Origin of the sequence: Peteryoungia rhizophila, from assembly GCF_004912145.1 — a bacterium.
Lineage (GTDB): Bacteria > Pseudomonadota > Alphaproteobacteria > Rhizobiales > Rhizobiaceae > Allorhizobium > Allorhizobium rhizophilum.
The window spans coordinates 642,019-659,985 of record NZ_STGT01000001.1 but is presented as its reverse complement, the minus strand read 5'-3'; the positions used below and the strand labels follow the sequence as shown (position 1 = coordinate 659,985).

At 60.4% G+C, this 17,967-nt stretch carries 19 protein-coding genes; 13 read left to right on the top strand and 6 right to left on the bottom strand.

Annotated elements, in window-relative coordinates; translation table 11 throughout:
* Positions 1 to 11 precede the first annotated feature (11 nt).
* The 10 genes from E9677_RS03110 to visR all read left to right on the top strand — a co-directional run bounded on the left by E9677_RS03110 (position 12) and on the right by visR (position 9,665).
* On the top strand, positions 12 to 2,270 hold the full coding sequence (locus E9677_RS03110) for a chemotaxis protein CheA (RefSeq protein WP_136556621.1): 2,259 nt from the start codon (positions 12 to 14) through the stop codon (positions 2,268 to 2,270).
* Positions 2,271 to 2,274: 4 nt separating this feature from the next.
* On the top strand, positions 2,275 to 2,745 hold the full coding sequence (locus E9677_RS03105; RefSeq protein ID WP_136556620.1) for a chemotaxis protein CheW: 471 nt from the start codon (positions 2,275 to 2,277) through the stop codon (positions 2,743 to 2,745).
* Entirely contained in the window at positions 2,742 to 3,644 is a 903-nt protein-coding gene (gene cheR / locus E9677_RS03100; protein WP_136556619.1) for a protein-glutamate O-methyltransferase CheR, read from the top strand. The genes E9677_RS03105 and cheR overlap by 4 nt, the downstream gene beginning before the upstream one ends.
* Positions 3,644 to 4,690 (top strand): protein-glutamate O-methylesterase CheB, encoded by a 1,047-nt coding sequence (gene cheB, locus E9677_RS03095; protein ID WP_136556618.1) that lies wholly within the window; start codon positions 3,644 to 3,646, stop codon positions 4,688 to 4,690. Before cheR ends, cheB begins: the two co-directional genes overlap by 1 nt.
* The gene (locus E9677_RS03090) at positions 4,690 to 5,079 is read left to right on the top strand and encodes a response regulator (RefSeq protein WP_004128537.1); all 390 of its coding nucleotides are present in this window, start codon (positions 4,690 to 4,692) and stop codon (positions 5,077 to 5,079) included. The genes cheB and E9677_RS03090 overlap by 1 nt, the downstream gene beginning before the upstream one ends.
* Complete coding sequence (gene cheD, locus E9677_RS03085; RefSeq protein ID WP_136556617.1) at positions 5,076 to 5,630, top strand: chemoreceptor glutamine deamidase CheD; 555 nt, start codon at positions 5,076 to 5,078, stop codon at positions 5,628 to 5,630. Before E9677_RS03090 ends, cheD begins: the two co-directional genes overlap by 4 nt.
* A gap of 13 nt (positions 5,631 to 5,643) precedes the next feature.
* The gene (gene cheT / locus E9677_RS03080; protein ID WP_136556616.1) at positions 5,644 to 6,033 is read left to right on the top strand and encodes a chemotaxis protein CheT; all 390 of its coding nucleotides are present in this window, start codon (positions 5,644 to 5,646) and stop codon (positions 6,031 to 6,033) included.
* Between the two features lie 160 nt (positions 6,034 to 6,193).
* Positions 6,194 to 7,888, top strand: a complete 1,695-nt coding sequence (fliF, locus tag E9677_RS03075) for a flagellar basal-body MS-ring/collar protein FliF (RefSeq protein WP_136556615.1) — start codon at positions 6,194 to 6,196, stop codon at positions 7,886 to 7,888.
* A 267-nt stretch (positions 7,889 to 8,155) separates the two neighbouring features.
* On the top strand, positions 8,156 to 8,905 hold the full coding sequence (gene visN, locus E9677_RS03070; RefSeq protein ID WP_136556614.1) for a transcriptional regulator VisN: 750 nt from the start codon (positions 8,156 to 8,158) through the stop codon (positions 8,903 to 8,905).
* Positions 8,906 to 8,915: 10 nt separating this feature from the next.
* Positions 8,916 to 9,665, top strand: a complete 750-nt coding sequence (gene visR / locus E9677_RS03065; protein WP_187182123.1) for a transcriptional regulator VisR — start codon at positions 8,916 to 8,918, stop codon at positions 9,663 to 9,665.
* 9 nt (positions 9,666 to 9,674) lie between these two features.
* Here visR and E9677_RS03060 read toward each other — a convergent pair whose 3' ends face one another.
* From E9677_RS03060 to motA, 6 genes are all read right to left on the bottom strand, one after another.
* Positions 9,675 to 10,115 (bottom strand): hypothetical protein, encoded by a 441-nt coding sequence (locus E9677_RS03060; protein ID WP_136556613.1) that lies wholly within the window; start codon positions 10,113 to 10,115, stop codon positions 9,675 to 9,677.
* A 5-nt stretch (positions 10,116 to 10,120) separates the two neighbouring features.
* Positions 10,121 to 11,203 (bottom strand): flagellar biosynthesis protein FlhB, encoded by a 1,083-nt coding sequence (gene flhB / locus E9677_RS03055; protein ID WP_136556612.1) that lies wholly within the window; start codon positions 11,201 to 11,203, stop codon positions 10,121 to 10,123.
* Positions 11,204 to 11,384: 181 nt separating this feature from the next.
* Positions 11,385 to 12,422 (bottom strand): flagellar motor switch protein FliG, encoded by a 1,038-nt coding sequence (gene fliG, locus E9677_RS03050; protein ID WP_136556611.1) that lies wholly within the window; start codon positions 12,420 to 12,422, stop codon positions 11,385 to 11,387.
* A 28-nt stretch (positions 12,423 to 12,450) separates the two neighbouring features.
* Positions 12,451 to 13,080 carry a flagellar motor switch protein FliN gene (gene fliN, locus E9677_RS03045; protein WP_136556610.1) on the bottom strand — a complete coding sequence of 210 codons (630 nt, stop codon included), beginning with the start codon at positions 13,078 to 13,080 and terminating at the stop codon, positions 12,451 to 12,453.
* Positions 13,081 to 13,141: 61 nt separating this feature from the next.
* Complete coding sequence (locus tag E9677_RS03040) at positions 13,142 to 14,089, bottom strand: FliM/FliN family flagellar motor switch protein (RefSeq protein WP_136556609.1); 948 nt, start codon at positions 14,087 to 14,089, stop codon at positions 13,142 to 13,144.
* A 2-nt stretch (positions 14,090 to 14,091) separates the two neighbouring features.
* Positions 14,092 to 14,970, bottom strand: coding sequence for a flagellar motor stator protein MotA (gene motA / locus E9677_RS03035; RefSeq protein WP_136556608.1), 879 nt, complete (start codon positions 14,968 to 14,970; stop codon positions 14,092 to 14,094).
* Between the two features lie 225 nt (positions 14,971 to 15,195).
* Between motA and flgF the strand changes: the two genes are divergently transcribed.
* Genes flgF through E9677_RS03020 form a run of 3 tightly spaced genes read left to right on the top strand, consistent with a single transcriptional unit; the run spans position 15,196 to position 17,915 of the window.
* Entirely contained in the window at positions 15,196 to 15,930 is a 735-nt protein-coding gene (gene flgF, locus E9677_RS03030; RefSeq protein ID WP_136556607.1) for a flagellar basal-body rod protein FlgF, read from the top strand.
* A gap of 18 nt (positions 15,931 to 15,948) precedes the next feature.
* Positions 15,949 to 17,340 carry a flagellar protein export ATPase FliI gene (gene fliI / locus E9677_RS03025; protein ID WP_136556606.1) on the top strand — a complete coding sequence of 464 codons (1,392 nt, stop codon included), beginning with the start codon at positions 15,949 to 15,951 and terminating at the stop codon, positions 17,338 to 17,340.
* A 2-nt stretch (positions 17,341 to 17,342) separates the two neighbouring features.
* The gene (locus E9677_RS03020; protein WP_136556605.1) at positions 17,343 to 17,915 is read left to right on the top strand and encodes a flagellar protein; all 573 of its coding nucleotides are present in this window, start codon (positions 17,343 to 17,345) and stop codon (positions 17,913 to 17,915) included.
* Positions 17,916 to 17,967: the final 52 nt, after the last annotated feature.

The following is a 17,967-nucleotide window of genomic DNA, read 5'->3' as shown; positions in this document are numbered from 1 at the left end:
GAATCTTTCCTATGGATATGAACGAAATCAAAGAGATCTTCTTCCAGGAGTGCGAGGAGCAGCTCGCGGAACTGGAATCCGGTCTTCTGAAAATGAATGATGGGGATCGCGATCCGGAAACGGTCAATGCCGTATTCCGCGCGGTTCACTCCATCAAGGGCGGCGCAGGCGCCTTTGGTCTCGATGACCTGGTCGCCTTCGCGCATGTCTTCGAGACGACTCTTGATTGCGTTCGTTCCAACAAGCTGGAACCCGGCCCCGAGGTCATGAAAGTGATGCTCAAGTCGGCCGACGTTCTGGCCGATCTGGTCACCGCCTCCCGCGATGGTGGTAGTGTCGACGAAAGCCGATCGAGTGGGCTCGTCAAGGAACTGGATGCACTGGCGAACGGTGAAATGCCGGCCGCCTCTGCAGCGCCTGCCGCAGCTGCAAAGCCGGCTCCGAAGGCCGCAGCGCCCGCGCCCGTCGCCGCCGCTCCTAGCGATGACAGCGGTTTCCAGCCGATCCCCTTCACCTTCGACGACTTTGGCGGAGACGAGCAGGAAGCGAGCGTCCCGACTTTCGACGTGACCTTCAAGCCGCGCCGCGAACTCTACTCAAAGGGCAACGAATCCGCCCTCCTGCTGCGTGATCTGTCTCGCCTCGGCGAGATGAGCATCAACTGCAACATGGACGAGCTGCCATCTCTCGATGATCTCGATCCCGAAGGCGCCTATTTCCACTGGACGATCCAGATCAAGGCGGAAAAAGGCGAGGAGGGCATTCGCCAGGTCTTCGAATTTGCCGAGTGGGATTGTGACCTCGACATCAAGCTCCGTGAGCCGGAAGAGGCAGCCGTTGGCGAAGAGCTGCCAATGGTTCCGGTCCCCTTCGACCTGTCTGCGCTCGACGATGGCTCTGAAGCCCCCGACGAGACCGCTGCCGCTGCCGTCGAAGCTGCGGAGACGGCCTCCAATGTCTTGAAGATGGCAGCCAGCGCCGCCAAGCCAGAGAAGAAGGAATCGCCGGCCGCAGCCGCCGCGGCCGCTGCAGCCGCCGCTGCCGCTCAGGCCAACAACACTGCCGGCCAGACCATCCGCGTCGATCTCGATCGCGTCGACCGCCTGATCAACCTGGTCGGCGAACTCGTCATCAACCAGGCGATGCTCTCCCAGAGCGTCATCGAAAACGATGCGACCGGCACATCCGCCGTCAACATGGGCCTCGAGGAGCTGCAGCAGCTCACCCGCGAGATCCAGGACTCGGTCATGGCGATCCGCGCGCAGCCGGTGAAGCCGGTCTTCCAGCGCATGTCGCGTATCGTCCGCGAAGTCGCCGACATGGTCGGCAAGTCGATCCGCCTGGTCACGGAAGGTGAGAACACCGAAGTCGACAAGACGGTTATCGACAAGCTCGCCGAGCCGCTCACCCACATGATCCGTAACGCCGTCGACCACGGCATCGAAAGCCCCGAGAAGCGTGCGGCCGCCGGCAAGGAGCCGGAAGGCACGATCAAGCTGACGGCGAAGCATCGCTCCGGCCGTATCGTCATCGAACTAGTCGACGACGGTGCCGGTATCAACCGCGAGCGTGTCCGCCAGAAGGCGATCGACAACGAACTGATCGCAGCCGATGCCAACTTGACCGACGAAGAGATCGACAACCTGATCTTTGCGCCGGGCTTCTCGACGGCTGACAAGATCTCGGACATCTCCGGCCGCGGCGTTGGCATGGATGTGGTCAAGCGCTCCATCCAGGCACTCGGTGGTCGCATCTCGATCACCTCGCGTCCGGGTCTCGGCTCGACCTTCACAATGAGCCTGCCGCTGACGCTCGCCGTTCTCGACGGCATGGTGGTCACGGTCGCCGGCCAGACCCTCGTCGTTCCGCTCACCGCGATTGTCGAGACGCTCCAGCCCGAGGCTCAGCATATCCACTCCTTCGGCGCCAACCAGCGCCTGATCTCGATCCGCAATTCCTTCTGCCCGCTGGTCGATGTCGGGCGGATCCTCAACTTCCGCGGCACCCAGGCAAACCCGATGGAGGGCGTTGCCCTGCTCGTGGAATCCGAGGGCGGTGGACAGCGCGCTCTGATGGTCGATGCCATCCAGGGTCAGCGTCAGGTCGTCATCAAGTCGCTCGAAGCCAACTACACCCATGTTCCGGGCATCGCTGCCGCAACCATCCTCGGTGATGGTCGCGTGGCACTCATCCTGGACGTTGATGCTGTCGTCGCCGCTTCGCGTGGTCAGTCTCTCAAGCAGGAAATGTCGCTAGCCGTCGCAGGGTAATAGCATGTCGTATGCGGTCAAAAACTTGATGCAGGGTAGCCGTGAGCTCATCGCCTTCCGTATCGGCGATCAGGAGTTCTGCGTGAACATCATGTCGGTGCGGGAGATCCGGGGATGGACCCCGGCAACCTCACTGCCGCATTCGCCGCACTATGTTTTGGGCGTCATCAACCTGCGTGGTGCCGTCCTGCCGATCATGGACTTGTCCCTGCGCCTGGGCATGAAGCCCTCCGAACCGACCGCTCGTCACGTCATCATCGTGGCTCAGGTCAAGTCTCGGGTCGTCGGCCTGTTGGTGGATGCCGTATCGGACATTCTCACAGTGGACGACGACACCATACAGCCGACACCGGAGGTCTCCTCCGAACTCGAACGACAATATGCCCGTGGCATTCTCGCCATCGACAAGCGGATGATCTGCCTGATCGAGCTTGCCGCACTCTTCAACGAAGCCGCCGAAAGCGAGGCTGCATGACATTCGCAATGAGCACATCCCGTCAATCGGACGACGAAGTCCTGGCCAGCGGAGAATACCCGCTGACCCGGCGGGATCTGAATGAGATTGCTGCCATGATCTATTCGGATGCGGGCATCGCGCTGAACGACAGCAAGGCGTCGCTCGTTTACTCGCGCCTCTCCAAGCACATCCGCAATCTCGGCCTCTCCGGCTTCCGCGCATATTGTCAACTGGTGGCGTCGCAGGAAGGGGCCGGCGAGCGTCGCGAAATGCTCTCGCACCTGACGACCAACTTCACCCGCTTCTTCCGTGAGAACCACCATTTCGAGCACCTGCGCGACGAGGTCCTGCCTGGACTCGTCCAGCGGGCGAAGTCCGGCGGTCGTGTCCGCATCTGGTCGGCGGCGAGTTCCGACGGTCAGGAGCCCTATTCGATCGCGTTGACGGTCTTTCAGGCTTTCCCGAATGTCCTCGACTACGATTTTAAGATCCTGGCGACGGACATCGACCCGAAGATCCTGGCGATCGCTCGTCAGGGAGCCTATGACGAACAGGCTCTCGAAACCGTCTCCCCGGCCATTCGCAAGCAGTGGTTCAAGGAAGTCGAGATCGGCGGGCGCCGTAAGTTTCAGGTCGATGAGCGCCTGAAGCGCCTGATCACCTACAACGAACTCAACCTGATGGCGCAGTGGCCGTTCAAGGGCAAGTTCGACGTCATCTTCTGCCGCAACGTCGTGATCTACTTCGACGAGCCGACCCAGATGCGGATCTGGACCCGTTTTGCGGATCTGCTGCCGGTCGGAGGTCATCTATATATCGGTCATTCGGAGCGTGTTTCGGGCGACTCGAAGAACGATTTCGACAATATCGGCATCACCACTTATCGCTACATGGGCAAGAACGGAGGGCGCAAATAATGCCGGCACCTGCACGCGTTCTCGTCGTCGACGACAGCCCCACCATGCGGGGCCTGATCACGGCCGTCCTCAGTCAGGATCCTGATGTCAGCGTGATCGGCCAGGCCGGCGACGCCATGGAAGCTCGCGCCGCTATCAAGCAACTCAATCCCGATGTCGTGACCCTCGACATCGAGATGCCGAACATGAACGGTCTCGAATTCCTCGAGAAGATCATGAAATTGCGTCCGATGCCGGTGATCATGGTCTCGACGATGACCCATCGCGGCGCCGAAGCAACGCTTGCCGCCCTGGAAATCGGTGCCTTCGACTGTGTCGCAAAGCCCCAGCCGGGCGATGCACGCCCCTTCGGCGAGCTCGCCGAGAAGGTCAAGGCTGCGGCCCGTTCGCAGCACCGTCACAGCCCCACCCCGCATGTCCATCCTTCACCGGTCGCGCCGGCGGCGGACTTCCGGGTTGGGCGCAAGATCGTGGCCATCGGTTCATCGACCGGTGGTGTGGAAGCCCTCATAGCGGTCTTGCAGAAATTCCCGCGCAATTGCCCGCCGACGGTGATCACGCAGCATATGCCGCCGACCTTTACCAAGAGCTTCGCCGAGCGTCTCAATCGGCTTTGCGCACCTGTCGTGGAGGAGGCCACAGACGGTGCGCGGCTCGAGATCGGCAAGATCTACCTGGCGCCGGGTGGCGATCGACATCTCCAGGTGTCGAACGCATCCGCACCCTGCTGCCGCCTCGTCGATCGTGCGCCGGTCAACGGTCACAGACCCTCCGTCGACGTGTTGTTCGATTCGGTCGCCGAACTCGCCGGCCGCAACGCTGTCGGAGTGATCCTGACGGGCATGGGGCGCGACGGCGCCTCGGGCCTCTTGAAGATGCGACACGCCGGTGCTCGCACCATCGGTCAGAACGAAAAGACCTGTGTGGTCTATGGGATGCCCCGAGTCGCCCATGAACTGGGCGCTGTCGAGCATCAACTGCCTCTCACCTCCATTGGGGAAGAAATCCTCAAACTCACTGCCGCCCGAAAAGAAGGTATCGAATAATGTCCCTAGCTGAAAAAATCAAAGTTCTGATCGTCGACGATCAGGTCACAAGTCGCCTGCTTCTCAGCGACGCGCTGACGCAGCTCGGCTTCAAACAGATCACTGCTGCCGGTGACGGCGAGCAGGGCATGAAGATCATGGAGCAGCAGCCCCATCACCTGGTCATCTCGGACTTCAACATGCCGAAGATGGACGGGTTGGGTCTCTTGCAGGCCGTGCGCACCAATCCGACCACGAAGAAGGCTGCCTTCATCATTCTGACCGCGCAGGGCGACCGCGCGCTGGTTCAGAAGGCTGCACAGCTGGGCGCCAACAACGTCCTGGCGAAGCCCTTCACCATCGAAAAAATGAAGGCGGCCATCGAGGCCGTATTCGGAGCCCTAAAATGACTGAAGACGGTGCAGCAAAGCGCGTCCATATCATCCAAGGGGAGTGGAAAGTCAGCAAGGACCCGAATGTGGTTCTGTCGACCATCCTCGGTTCGTGTGTTGCTGCCTGTATTCGGGATCCGATCGCAGGAGTAGGTGGCATGAACCACTTTCTCCTGCCGGGATCGGCTGTGCCGGGGGCAGGGGGCGGCGATGCCACCCGCTATGGGGTTCACCTGATGGAGCTCCTGATCAACGGTCTGCTGAAACAGGGCGCCCGTAGGGACCGGCTCGAGGCCAAGGTCTTCGGTGGCGCCAAGACGATCGCGACGTTCTCGAATGTCGGCGAACAGAATGCGGCCTTCGCCCAGCAGTTCCTGCGCGACGAAGGCATCAAGGTGGTCGGATCCTCCACGGGCGGAGATCACGGCCGCAAACTGGAATTCTGGCCGGTCAGCGGTCGGGCAAGACAGTATCCGCTCACAGGCGCAGAAACACAGAAGACGGTCGCGCTGGAGCAGCGTCCGGTTCCTGTTTCGAGGCCGGTGGAAACTTCAATCGAGTTCTTCTAGTACTGGACATCGGATGCAAAACGAACACTTGGCGGGACATCAGGATACCCGGGAAGAGCTTCCGGAAATCCTCATGCGTATCGTCAGCGAGCTGCACGACGTGGCTTATCTGATCGAGCGTGTAGAACCGCACCTCCTCGAACTTGGCGGGCCCACCATCTTGCAGCATCCGGACAGCCTGAAGGTTTTGCAGGGGATCGATCTCGCGGTGCAGAAGGCGCGCGGGCTCGCGGAATTCGTCGATACCATCACCGGGACGATCCCGTCGGACTGGATGATCGACATGACGACGGCACTGAGCCTGGTCAAGCTCGCCGACATGCAGAAGGCGCTCGGCGCCGGACTGCGCCACGGCCATTCCCAACCGCTCGTCCAGGCGGGTGGAGACTTCGACTTCTTCTAATCGTCCCCTAAGAGGACGACAGGGCCGCAGATTTCCGTTTGCGAACGGCCGAAATGAATTCGGCTTCCCGCCCCGCGAAACGCTCGCACAAGTTTCGGTTTCTATTGTCTCGCCAAGGGCTAAAGCGCCCAGAACCTTCTTGTAGATGGTGCGAGACAGAATGAATCTGTTAAATCAATTACTTCAGATACCAAAAAATTTCGCGGCGATGGGTCAAGCGAAGATCTTGGCGATGGCCGGCGTTGCCGTTGTTTCCTTCGCGATCATCATTGCCGGCGCCCTCTACGTCAACAAACCGTCCTACGAGACCCTTTATGTCGGCCTGGAACCGATCGATCTGAACCAGATCAGCGTCGCACTGGCTGAATCCGGCATCGATTTCGAGACCGGCGCCGATGGCCAGAGCATCATGGTGCGCGCGGGCATGACCAGCAAAGCTCGCCTTCTGCTCGCAGAGCGCGGTCTGCCCAACAGCGCCAATGCCGGTTACGAGCTCTTCGACAATGTCGGCTCGCTCGGCCTCACCTCATTCATGCAGGAAGTGACCCGGGTTCGTGCTCTGGAGGGTGAAATCGCACGCACCATCCAGCAGATCTCTGGCGTCGCAGCAGCCCGCGTTCACATCGTTATGCCGGACATTGGCAATTTCCGACGGGGGGAACAGAATCCCACGGCCTCCGTCATGATCCGTGCTTCCTCGGATGCGGGCCGCAAGGCCGCCGCATCCATTCGGCAGTTGGTCGCCTCGTCCGTGCCTGGCCTCGATGTCGAGGATGTGACGATTCTCGATTCGACCGGACAGCTTCTTGCTGCCGGTGACGAGACGGGTGGCGAAGCCTCCCGTTCGCTCGGTGTGGTCCAATCGGTCCAGCGCGAGATCGAGACCAACATCGACAAGGCGCTCGCGCCGTTTCTCGGCATGGACAACTTCCGCTCCAGCGTCACCGCACAGATCAACACCGACAGCCAGCAGATCCAGGAAACCATCTACGATCCCGAGTCCCGCGTCGAACGCTCTGTCCGTGTGACCAAGGAACAGCAGAAGTCTCTGCAACGTCAGTCCGATACGGCGGCTACCGTCGAGCAGAACATTCCCCAGGCAGCACCCGAAGCCGGCGGTAGCGGTCCTCAGTCCTCCGACGAGCAGGACAAGAAGGAAGAGCAGACCAACTACGAGATCAACAGCCGGACGGTCGCGACGGTCAAGAACAGCTATACGGTCGAAAAGCTCTCGGTCGCGGTCGTCGTCAACCGCGGACGCATCGCCAAGATGGTCGGCGAGCCCGTTGATCAGGCCAAGATCGATGCCTATCTCGCCGAGATGCAGAAGATCGTCAGCTCGGCGGCCGGTCTCGATGGCGAACGTGGCGACGTCGTGACGCTGACCGCGATGGACTTCCTGGAAAACCAGTTGCTGGAGGAATCGGTGACGGGTCCGGGCTTCATGGAAATCCTGAGCCGCAACCTCGGTGGCATTATCAACTCGCTCGCCTTCGTCGCTGTCGCCTTCCTGATCGTCTGGATGGGTATCCGCCCGATGATCCGCACCGCTGGTGGTGGTTCCGCAGAAACGGCACTCGCCGGTGGCATCGGCGAACAGGCGGCCGGTCTCGAACTCCCGGATTTCTCACCGGCGATCGGTGGGGCTGCAGGCGGCGGTCTCATGGACGGTTTCGGTTCCGACTTCGGTTTCGACTCCACCGATGACCTGCTCACCATGGACGACGATCCGAACGGCGGCTTCAACCGCCGGGTCAAGGAAGGTCCCGAGCGGCGCCTGTCGCGTATGGTGGAAATCTCGGAAGAGCGCGCCGCCAAGATCCTTCGCAAATGGGCTGTGGACAACGCCGCCTGATTGTCAAGAAGAAGACAGTACCGACCGCGCCCTCCGGGCGCGGTTTTGCATTGTAATCCCATCAGCATCCGGGATTGCATCATCGGGCTTGGAGAGGCATGCTTCCGGTAGCCTCGGAATACCGCAAACGCCTGTGACCTTTGCCACTTTATATTTTAGACTGAACATGATTCGGTGATCGGAGTTGCGGGGTCACTGAGTCGCCTGCCGTATGGCGAGGCGTAGACTGCGAGAATGCAAGGCCGTCACTTCAAAGGGGCACGTTGAATGGATGCCGAGCTGACAACAGAGAGCCAAGAGGGACGGACGCGCGCGACCGGCTTCGAGGAACCTCTGCAGAAAGGCTCTTCGTCGAAGGACGCATTGATCCGGAAGCTGGCCACGCCTGCGCTTTCGGGCAATATGGGGCAATGTCTCCGGGTTCTCTGTGACTATGTCGGGGCTTCCCATCACCTCCTGGCGCGCTACGACCTTGTTCAGGAGGAGGGGCTGGATTTCGTGGTGGCCGCCGACTGGCCATTCGATCTCGTCCGGCGCCTGGAAAGTGAATTGGCGACCAGCTATTCCCAATCCACGGAACTTGAGAAGTGCCTTTCGGTGCTTCAGCCGAAGTATGCCATCCTGCCTGATGACGCCCATGTGCCGCTCGGGACCAGCCGACAATACTGCACGGTCACCATAAATGTCGGGCGCACACGACTGGCCCTGATGCTGCTCTTCCCCCAGGATTACGTGCTTTCACCGGAGCGCCTGCGCGAAGTCGGTCTGCTCTCGGGCTACGCTCTCAGCCTTTCCGTGAACAAGGGCCACAAGAGCGACCGCGACTTCGATCTGACCGATCGCGAGCTGGAATGCCTGTTCTGGATCGCCGAGGGCAAGACGAGCGACGAGATCGCCACAATTCTCGGCATTTCGCGCAATACCATCAACAATTACATCACGAGCGTGATGCGCAAGACCGCCACGAAAACGCGTTCTGAAGCGATCGCTTACGCCGTTCGCAACAATCTCGTCTGAAGGAGCAGGAATGGCCACCACTACCAGACCAGGCGGATCCATCCTCGAAGATGCGACTTGGTCAGGCCAGCGCCCCGTGACGTCCCGCTCGGACATATTTCCGAAACTCGTCTCCCTGCAACGATCGCTCAATGCACGCGGCTTTGCCGCTTTCCGGGTCACCGGCGCCAGCCTGCCGCACAAGCGTCGCCTGGATCCCGAATTCGAGAACTGGAGCAGTGGCCTCAGCAGCGGGCGAGATGCGTTCGTTGCGGCCTATGGGGACGCCCTGCTCGCCCATATCGAGACCTCGACGCTGCCGGTGCTGTGGAGCGCGGAAGAGAAGACGAGTTTCCTCGACGCCTCGGATTTCACCCCGTTTGCGGTACAGTTGCCGGAGCGCCTTCTGTCGCATTCGGGCATTGCATTCCCCGTGCGCCTCGGAGCCGTCGGGAACGGTTATGTCGTGTTTCCGACGATCGGCGGCGCGGACCTGCCCGGAGAGGTCATCCTCGCGGTCCACAGTCGTTGCTACAAGGTCATGACCGACATCCTGTCGCTCGACGAACGCCGTGCAACGCCTTCGGAGACCTTGAGCGAACGTGAGATTGCCTGCCTTCAGCTAGCAGGCGATGGCCGGATCAGTGAAGAAATCGCCGAGCGCCTCGGCTTGTCGGTGCACACCGTCAACGCCTATCTCGGTTCGGCCACGATCAAGCTCGATTCTGTCAATCGCATCCAGGCGATCGCCAAGGCGATCCGCCTCGGCTACATCACCTGATCAAGCCTCTCATCCGTAGAGAGGGGACGTCTGTCCCTTGACGAAGCGCGCCTCCTGAAGGCGCTCTTCGAGCATACGCGTATTGGCATCCGGATCGCCGGACGTTTCGTGGAACGCGATATGTTTGATGTCGAGCCCGGCCTGCTCGTTCGTCAGCGTGAGCTGCGAGTAGATCGTGATGCCGCGTGGCTTGATCTCGACATCCAGCACGATTTCCGGCGGTCCGCCCCATTCGAGACGGTAATCTCCGCCTGCGCCGAAGACCACGGTACCGGGATGGAAATACAGTTCGGCTGCGGACGAAACGAGGTCCGAGAGATTGCCGTAAAGTTCGAAACGCAAAAGTGAAATGAGGTCGGCAGCGTCGAGAAGGCGCAATTCGCTTGCGACGGGGCTGATTGCCTCTGCCACGATGCGTTCACGCTGATCGGTATAGGAGCACTTCTTCATCGGGCCTAACGTATCCGTCTCTGTGGGGCTTTGGACGCATAGACCCGGTGAACGAGCTCTGCGACTGCCTTGTAAAATACTGACGGAATGACGCTATCCACCGAGACTTGCGCAAACATGGAGCGGGCAAGCGGCGGATCCTCAAAAATGGGAATGTTGTTTTCGCGAGCGAGTTCGCGAATCTTGAGTGCGACCAGGTCTTGGCCCTTGGCGACGACCACCGGAGCGTCGCCCTCCTCGCGAACATAACGCAGCGCCACGGCGAAATGGGTGGGGTTGGTGATCACGAGCGTCGCGCGGGGAACGCTTGCCATCATGCGCTTTCGAGCGCGATCCCGCGCAATCGAACGCTGGCGAGCCTTGACGATAGGGTCACCCTGGGCCTGCTTGTATTCCTCCTTCACCTCTTGCTTGGTCATGCGCAGCTGCTCGTACCAGTGGTAGCGCGTCCAGAAGATGTCGACAGTCGCGAGGAAAGCGGTCGCCATGACCACGATGATCATCATCTTGTTCAGGATCTCGGAGAACTTGACGAAAATGACCTGCGGGTCGGAGAACATCGTGTCGATCACGCCGAAATAGTCGCTGCGCAGGGCAAAGACCATGATGATGGAGAGCACGACGATCTTGAAGATCGATTTGGCGAACTCGACCATTCCCTGACTGCTGAAGATCCGATTCCATCCTTTGACGATGGAGATTCGGTTGAGCTGCGGCCTGATTCGTTCGAGGACGAAATAGGGCATGTTCTGCGCGACATTGGCCGTGACGCCGAAGAGGATGAGCATGATCAGCATCGGCGCCAGAAATGCTGCGATTTCCCAGCCGAGGTGGGTGAAGAGCGATACGACGTCGACGGCGCTGTCGAGATACCATTGATCGGGCCGCTCGAAGATGTCCTTCAGCGACTGCCCGAGCCGCGTGATGGCGCCTGGCAAGAAGAAGACGCCATAAAGGTAGAAACCGAGCGCGGTCGCAAAGATCGGCGCCTCGCGCGAGCTCGGCACGTTTCCTTTTTCCATGGCGTCCCGAATCTTTTTCTCAGTCGGGTCTTCGGTCTTGCTGTCCTTGTCGTCATCCTCGGCCATGACAGCTGCCCTCCTCGAAGGCTTGCACCAGGCGGGATCGATGCCCTGGCTGATCGTACCGGCCGGACCTCGTGCCGGCGGCTCGCCGAATACATACCGGCCGGCCGAACGTAAACACCCGCCGATTGCTCTTCAATCGGCGGGTGACGTAAACAAGCCTGTTTTCAACAGAGGCGACGGCTCAAGCGGCCTGCGTATCGCCTTCCGTCTCCTTGAGCTGGATCTGACCGGCATTGGAAAGGCGAATTGCTTCCTGTGCGACAGCGCGACGGGCGATGGCGATCTCGCGCGGATTGATGCCGGCAGTGCCTGCTTGCAGGTCCGATTCGATCATGCGGCGCGAACGCGGGCTGATCGAGGCCAGCACGCATTCCTTGATTTCCACACTGGCGCCCCGCAGCGCCATGGTGAGGATTTCGCCGGAGATGTCGTTGAGCAACAGCACGCGGCTGCGCTGCGGCATGACGAGCAGGTCTTCGAAGAGGAAGATCTTCGGACGAACCTTGTTGACCGATTCCTTGCTGATCGATTCCAGCGAGGTGAGCAAGGTATCCACCTCTGTCTTTTCCAGCTCGTTCATCAGTTCCGCGACCTTGGCAGAGCCGGTCGAATTCTTCTCGGCCTCGATCTCCGCGATCAGGTCGTGAACCCGATTCTCGATGATCTGGGCAGCCTTCGGGCTGACGTTCTTCAGGTTGACCGTGCGGTTCATGATATCAGCACGCCGGCTCTCCGGCAGCTTGAGGAGCACCTTGGCACCGAAGGAGGATGGGAGCATGGAGAGAATATAAGCAACCGTCTGCGGATGTTCGCGCATCAGGAACCGCGCGATGAAGTCCGGATCGGCATCCTGCAGGCGATCCCAGATGGAGGCTTCATAGGCCTGGAACGCCGTACGACGGCCGAGAAGACCGTCGACTTCTTCCGGCGTCAGGCCTTCCTCGAGAATGCTCTCGATGGCCTTCGCATTGTCCATCAGGCCGGCGCCCTCGGTAAAGAGGTCTTCGAACTCGTTGACCAGTTCCGTCAGTTCGTCCGGCGGGATGGTGCGAAGCGTCTGCGCAGACGCGATGATCGTCTGCAGCTCGGCCTGCGTGAAGTATTTGAGCAGCTTTCCGGCGACACCCTTTCCCATGGCCAGCAGCACGGCGGCTGCCTTATCGGCCTGCGAAAGCGGTTTTCCGGATAAAGGGCCGCCAAAATCGTCAAAGTCCATCATGGTCTTGTCCTCTCTGGCCCATCATGGGTCAGGATGTCTTGGTCGCCATCACTTCAATCAGTTTGACACCAAATCGTGTATCGTCGTTCTCGAGAACGGTGATCTCGCCCCGCGCGATGCGGCGGCCGTTCACCATGATCTCGACGGGCTCGCCGATCTTCTTGTCGAGCGCGATAATGGCGCCTTCCTCGAGATTCATGAGCCCCGAAACCTGCATGCGGCTGGAGCCGAGCACGATCTGGACCTCGATCGGGATGTCCATGATCAGGTCGAGATTGGCGCTGAGGCCGCTGCCCGGTTCCTGCTGGCTTCCGGTCGAACCGCCGAACGCGCTGTCGCCGCCGAAATCACTCGATCCGCCAAAGTCGCTCGAACCGCCGAAATCGCTGCCACCGCCCAGATCGCTGGAGCCGCCGAAATCGCCCAGCCCGAAGTCATCGCTTGGCGCAGCTGCAGCACCGCCGCCGAAATCTGATTCGAATGCGGCCAGCGGATCGTCCTTGAGTCCGAGATCCGATCCGAAGTCGCCCAGCCCGCCGTCGGCATCGGCCTTCAGCACGCCGCGAAGATCGTCGACGGCCTGGTCGAAATCGCTGTCGCTCGCGCCCGGCATGACCAGCGCGTCGTCATCCTTCGGTGGTGTCTTCTTCGTTGCCATGGATTCATTATTCCTCTTGAAACTTGCCTCAAGCTGCCGTGGGGCGAGCCCCGCTAAATGCCTAGCTCATCAAATGCTTCAGAATTTCATCTTCGGTGCTCACATTATCCTTCACTCGAACCGTGTAGCGGTCGCCCGCCCGGCCGAATTCGCAACGATAGAGGTCCTTGCCGTTGGCGCTGACGTCGACCATGACGTCGCCCTTCTCGCGGAAGGGAATGACATCGCCGGCGATCAGGCGCGAGACTGTGGCAAGCGTGAGTGATTCCAACCGGATCCGCGCTTCCAGTGTAACCTGGGAGCGGCGCACCTGCTCGGCGATCTGTTCCTGCCATTCCTTCTTCGATTTGCTGGTCTGGCTCTTCGACTTCGGCATGGTTACGACGGTCTTGAGCAGTGCCTTCTGCGGAATGACCAGATAGAATTCCGAGTCAACGGGCCCGAGCGTGATGCCGAGTTTCACGGTCACGCCATACTCGTCGACATGGTCCTCCTCCGGCTTGAGGCGGTCTTCGGCATTGTGCGCCTTCTCCAGGAGCGGCTCGAAGCCACCCGAGGCGTTGACACCCGAACGCAAGACATTGGCGATCTTGTCATAGACCATCACGGCGAGATCGAGCTCGATCTGCGACAGCGGTCGTTCGATCGGCTCCTGAATCGTCTCGGGGAGGGCGCCGAGCAGGTTTTCCATCAGTGTGATGACGAAGCTGTTGCCGCAAGCGAGCACGAAGTTCGGAGACCAGTTCCGCAGCTGACCGTTGGCCAGCGAGACGTTGTCGCCGAGGTCGGCGACCAGATCCGTCATCAGGCCGCTTTCGTGCCCGTTGTAGTGAACCTGCATGGTCAGCCCGGTTTCGCTGTGGAAGACGTCGGGCAGGAACTCGATGTAGAGCTGGCCAAAATCGGCGCACAGCTTCTGCAGCGTATGGGAATCACCCAGCCCACCGGTCAGCTTGGCAAGGAGAGCCCGATCCATACGTGGTGCTGTTTCGCTATGGACTTCCGTCATGATCAGGCCGCCTTGCTTTCACTGCCGCCGCCCGGATTCATCATTTCCTGCTCGACGGCGTCGATCGACGGACGCTCGTAGGAGGAAATGGTCTTGCGGCCATATTCCAGTGCCACCTGCGGTACCGAGCCGTTCATGTAGGCCAGCAGCGTCTGCTTCACGATGATGTAGAGGCGATGCTGCTTGGTGCGAACCATCTTGATCTGCGTGATGACGGGGTTGCAGACGCAGTAGGACAAGAAGATGCCGAGCATGGTGCCGACCAGGGCCGCGCCGATGAGGCCACCCAGGACTTCTGGAGATTCGTTGATGGCGGCCATGGCCTTGATGACGCCGAGAACCGCCGCGACGATACCGATCGCCGGGAAGCTGTCGCCCATGGCGGTCATGGCATGATAGGGCTTCATCTTGTCGTAGTGGATGGTCTCGATTTCCTCGTCCATCAGCGCCTCGATCTCATGGCTGCGGGCATTGCCGATGATGATCAGCCGCACATAGTCACAGATGAACGCCGTCAGTTCCTTGTTCTTCAGGAGGTTCGGAGCTGCCGTGAAGATCGAGGATTCATCCGGATTGTCGATATGCGCTTCGATTTCGTTGCGCGACTTGGTGCGAAGGTCGCGCATCAGGGAGTAGAGCACGCCGAGCACGTCGAGATAGTCGCGCTCCTTCGGAACCGTCTGCTTGAACGCTTCGCCAAGTGCCTTGCCGGTGTCTTTGATGACCTTCATCGGGTTGGCCATGATGAAGCCGCCGATGCCGGCGCCACCGATGATCACGAGCTCGAAAGGCTGGAAGAGAACATCCAGGTGCCCACCCATGGCCATGAAGCCGCCGAGAACGCAGCCCAGTGTGATGATGAAACCGACGATTATGTTCATTTTGCCCGCACCCGAACGTTACTATTCACAGTAAGCGATAGAGCTCCTGCCTTGCGTGAGGCTGAACCTCGGAGCCAAATTTGGGCTGCGCTTGCGCCCGAGACTTCAGGCGTTTTCTCGACAGTTTCGCGCAAGCCTTTTGCCGCAAGAAGAGTGGGCTAAAGCGTAGGCCAACCTGCGTTAAATAATGATTTACTGATATTCTTCACTCACGGAGGCAAGACGGTGCAATCCGGTATTTACGTTTCCCTGTCGTCGCAGATGGCCCTCGAGCGCCGTCTCACCACGGTGGCGGACAACATGGCCAATGTGAACACGGTTGGTTTTCGCTCGACGGATGTGAAGTTCGACGAGATGTTGAGCCGGACCGGCAACGACCTCAACGCCAAGGTGGCCTTTGTGAGCCAAGGCAACGACTATCTCTCAACCAAGAATGGTGAACTGGCGGAGACGGGCAACGTCCTCGACTTCGCCATCAAGGGTGACGCCTGGTTTTCGATCGACACTCCGGTCGGCCAGGTCCTGACGCGTGACGGCCGTTTCACCATGACCGACACCGGTGAACTCGTTTCCACCCGCGGCTATCCGGTTCTCGATGCAGGTGGTGCGCCGATCCAGCTCAATCGCGCCGGTGGCCCACCGGAAGTTGGCGCAAGCGGTCAGATCATGCAGGACGGTCGGGTCGTCGCAACCCTCGGTGTGTTTACGGCCGACGTCAGAAACGGCTTCCTTCGCTTCGAAAACAGTGGCGTGACCACTGTCGACAATCCCCAGCCGGTCGTGGACAACCCGGAAATTTCGATCCTTCAGGGATATGTCGAGAACTCCAACGTCAACGGCATCGGACAGATGACCCAGCTCATCCAGATCAATCGCGCCTTCGAGGCCATCAGCGCAATGATCAGCACGAGCGAAAACACCTTGAGCGAGGCGATCAAGGTCCTCGGCGGCAGCAACTGACCCTGAGATCGGAACATCATGACTGCGCCGGCACCCGACGAATTCCCACTTTCGCAGAAGCTCGGACAATTGGCGGCCCTGGCGCAGCGGTACTCACGACCGACCAATTCGGTCACCCAGGGCGGGCATGTGCGCACCATCGCGGCCGGACACTATACAGTCACAGGGCTGTCCCGGCATGTGCGCCTCGGTGAATTCGTAGCCCACCGGTCTTCGACCGGCGTTCATCTGGGTGAGGTCGTCCGTGTCGAGCCCGATATCTGCTATGTCTGTCCTATCGAACCCGGTGAGCCGATCGGCATCCACGATGTGGTGATCCGCAAGGGTGCGTTTCGCGTGGCACCGGATGACAGCTGGTGCGGACGAACGATCAATGCTTTGGGCGACCCTATCGACAATGGTCCGGCACTGGCCCCTGGGCCGGAACGGCGCCCGATCTCTACAACCGCGCCACCATCCATGACGCGCAGCCGCGTCGAGACGGGTTTCAAGACCGGCGTTCGGGCGATCGACATCTTCTCGCCACTCTGCCTCGGACAACGTCTCGGCATCTTCGCCGGATCGGGCGTCGGCAAGTCGACACTCCTGTCTATGCTGGCCCGCGCAGATGCATTCGACAAGGTCGTCATCGCTCTGGTCGGCGAACGTGGCCGCGAAGTGCGCGAATTCATCGAGGACACGCTCGGCGAAAACATGGCGAAGTCGATCGCCGTAGTCGCAACCAGCGACGAGAGCCCGATGCTGCGCAAGATGGCGCCGCTCACTGCAATCACGATCGCCGAGCATTTTCGCGACAAGGGTCAGAACGTCCTTTTCATCGTCGACAGCGTGACCCGCTTCGCCCATGCGATTCGCGAAGTCGCGACAGCTGCCGGCGAGCCGCCGATCGCGCGTGGCTATCCGGCGTCCGTTTTCACCGAACTGCCGCGCCTGCTCGAACGCGCCGGTCCGGGTGCGGAAGGGACTGGCACGATCACCGCCATCATTTCCATCCTCGTCGATGGCGACAATCACAACGATCCGATCGCCGATTCGACGCGCGGCATTCTCGACGGGCATATCGTTCTCGATCGCGCGCTGGCCGACGAGGGGCGCTATCCGCCCATTAATCCGTTGACTTCGATCTCGCGTCTCGCCCGTAAGGCCTGGACCTCGGAACAGGAAAAACTGGTGTCGCGCTTGAAGGCGCTCATCCATCGCTTCGAGGAAACGCGCGACCTCCGCCTCATCGGCGGCTACCGCAACGGTTCCGATCCCGATCTCGACATGGCGATCAAACAGGTGCCGGTCATCTACGACATTCTGAAGCAGACACCCGGCGAAAAGCCGGCGCTCGATGCCTATGCCGATCTGGCAAACGCCCTAAAGGCGGCCGCAAGCGGCGGGCAGGGCATGAGACAAAGGGGCTGACCATGACCGATTTCGATGCTGACGAGCCAGTGGCTCCGCTCCGGCCGGTTTTTGCCCGTCGGCGCATTCCCACCATAGACCGCGTGCTGGCCGTGACCGGCATTGCGCTCGCCTGTGGTGCCGCCTTCTTTCCCTGGTACGTCTTCTTCAATGAAGATAAATTCGGCATCCGTGTCGCCGACTGGGAGCGGACCCGCGATTTGCCCGAAGGTCCCGGCCGCAACGTGTTCAGCGTCTCGCCCCTCGCGCTCGTTGATCGTGACGACGAAACTGGCGAAGGCGATGGCGAGGTCGAGACCCAGGTAGACCAGATCGTCACCGCCACGGTGCCGACCTTGGGTCGAGAAGAGCCGGTAGGTCTTGAGACCGGAGCATCCCAGCCCTTCCCCGGCAAGAGCGGGTTTCGCCTGCTGCATGTCGCCAATGGTCGCGCGCTGATCGAAGACAAGGCCGGCATGTATCTCGTCCGCGTGGGCTCCATCCTGCCGGACAACAGCCGTGTCGCGACGCTTGAGCAGCGCGACGGTAAGTGGGTGATCGTTACCTCCGCCGGTGAGGTCGTGCAAAACAATTGAAGAAGTGTGGGGCGGGCAAGTCCCACGCAAGATTACTGGTTTAGGCTCCGAT

Excerpts from the sequence above, each read along its gene's own strand:
- E9677_RS03110 (WP_136556621.1), top strand. The coding sequence starts at position 12 with ATGGATATGAACGAAATCAAAGAGATCTTCTTCCAGGAGTGCGAGGAG.
- E9677_RS03105 (WP_136556620.1), top strand. The coding sequence starts at position 2,275 with ATGTCGTATGCGGTCAAAAACTTGATGCAGGGTAGCCGTGAGCTCATC.
- cheR (WP_136556619.1), top strand. The coding sequence starts at position 2,742 with ATGACATTCGCAATGAGCACATCCCGTCAATCGGACGACGAAGTCCTG.
- cheB (WP_136556618.1), top strand. The coding sequence starts at position 3,644 with ATGCCGGCACCTGCACGCGTTCTCGTCGTCGACGACAGCCCCACCATG.
- E9677_RS03090 (WP_004128537.1), top strand. The coding sequence starts at position 4,690 with ATGTCCCTAGCTGAAAAAATCAAAGTTCTGATCGTCGACGATCAGGTC.
- cheD (WP_136556617.1), top strand. The coding sequence starts at position 5,076 with ATGACTGAAGACGGTGCAGCAAAGCGCGTCCATATCATCCAAGGGGAG.
- cheT (WP_136556616.1), top strand. The coding sequence starts at position 5,644 with ATGCAAAACGAACACTTGGCGGGACATCAGGATACCCGGGAAGAGCTT.
- fliF (WP_136556615.1), top strand. The coding sequence starts at position 6,194 with ATGAATCTGTTAAATCAATTACTTCAGATACCAAAAAATTTCGCGGCG.
- visN (WP_136556614.1), top strand. The coding sequence starts at position 8,156 with ATGGATGCCGAGCTGACAACAGAGAGCCAAGAGGGACGGACGCGCGCG.
- visR (WP_187182123.1), top strand. The coding sequence starts at position 8,916 with ATGGCCACCACTACCAGACCAGGCGGATCCATCCTCGAAGATGCGACT.
- E9677_RS03060 (WP_136556613.1), bottom strand. The coding sequence starts at position 10,115 with ATGAAGAAGTGCTCCTATACCGATCAGCGTGAACGCATCGTGGCAGAG.
- flhB (WP_136556612.1), bottom strand. The coding sequence starts at position 11,203 with ATGGCCGAGGATGACGACAAGGACAGCAAGACCGAAGACCCGACTGAG.
- fliG (WP_136556611.1), bottom strand. The coding sequence starts at position 12,422 with ATGATGGACTTTGACGATTTTGGCGGCCCTTTATCCGGAAAACCGCTT.
- fliN (WP_136556610.1), bottom strand. The coding sequence starts at position 13,080 with ATGGCAACGAAGAAGACACCACCGAAGGATGACGACGCGCTGGTCATG.
- E9677_RS03040 (WP_136556609.1), bottom strand. The coding sequence starts at position 14,089 with ATGACGGAAGTCCATAGCGAAACAGCACCACGTATGGATCGGGCTCTC.
- motA (WP_136556608.1), bottom strand. The coding sequence starts at position 14,970 with ATGAACATAATCGTCGGTTTCATCATCACACTGGGCTGCGTTCTCGGC.
- fliI (WP_136556606.1), top strand. The coding sequence starts at position 15,949 with ATGACTGCGCCGGCACCCGACGAATTCCCACTTTCGCAGAAGCTCGGA.
- E9677_RS03020 (WP_136556605.1), top strand. The coding sequence starts at position 17,343 with ATGACCGATTTCGATGCTGACGAGCCAGTGGCTCCGCTCCGGCCGGTT.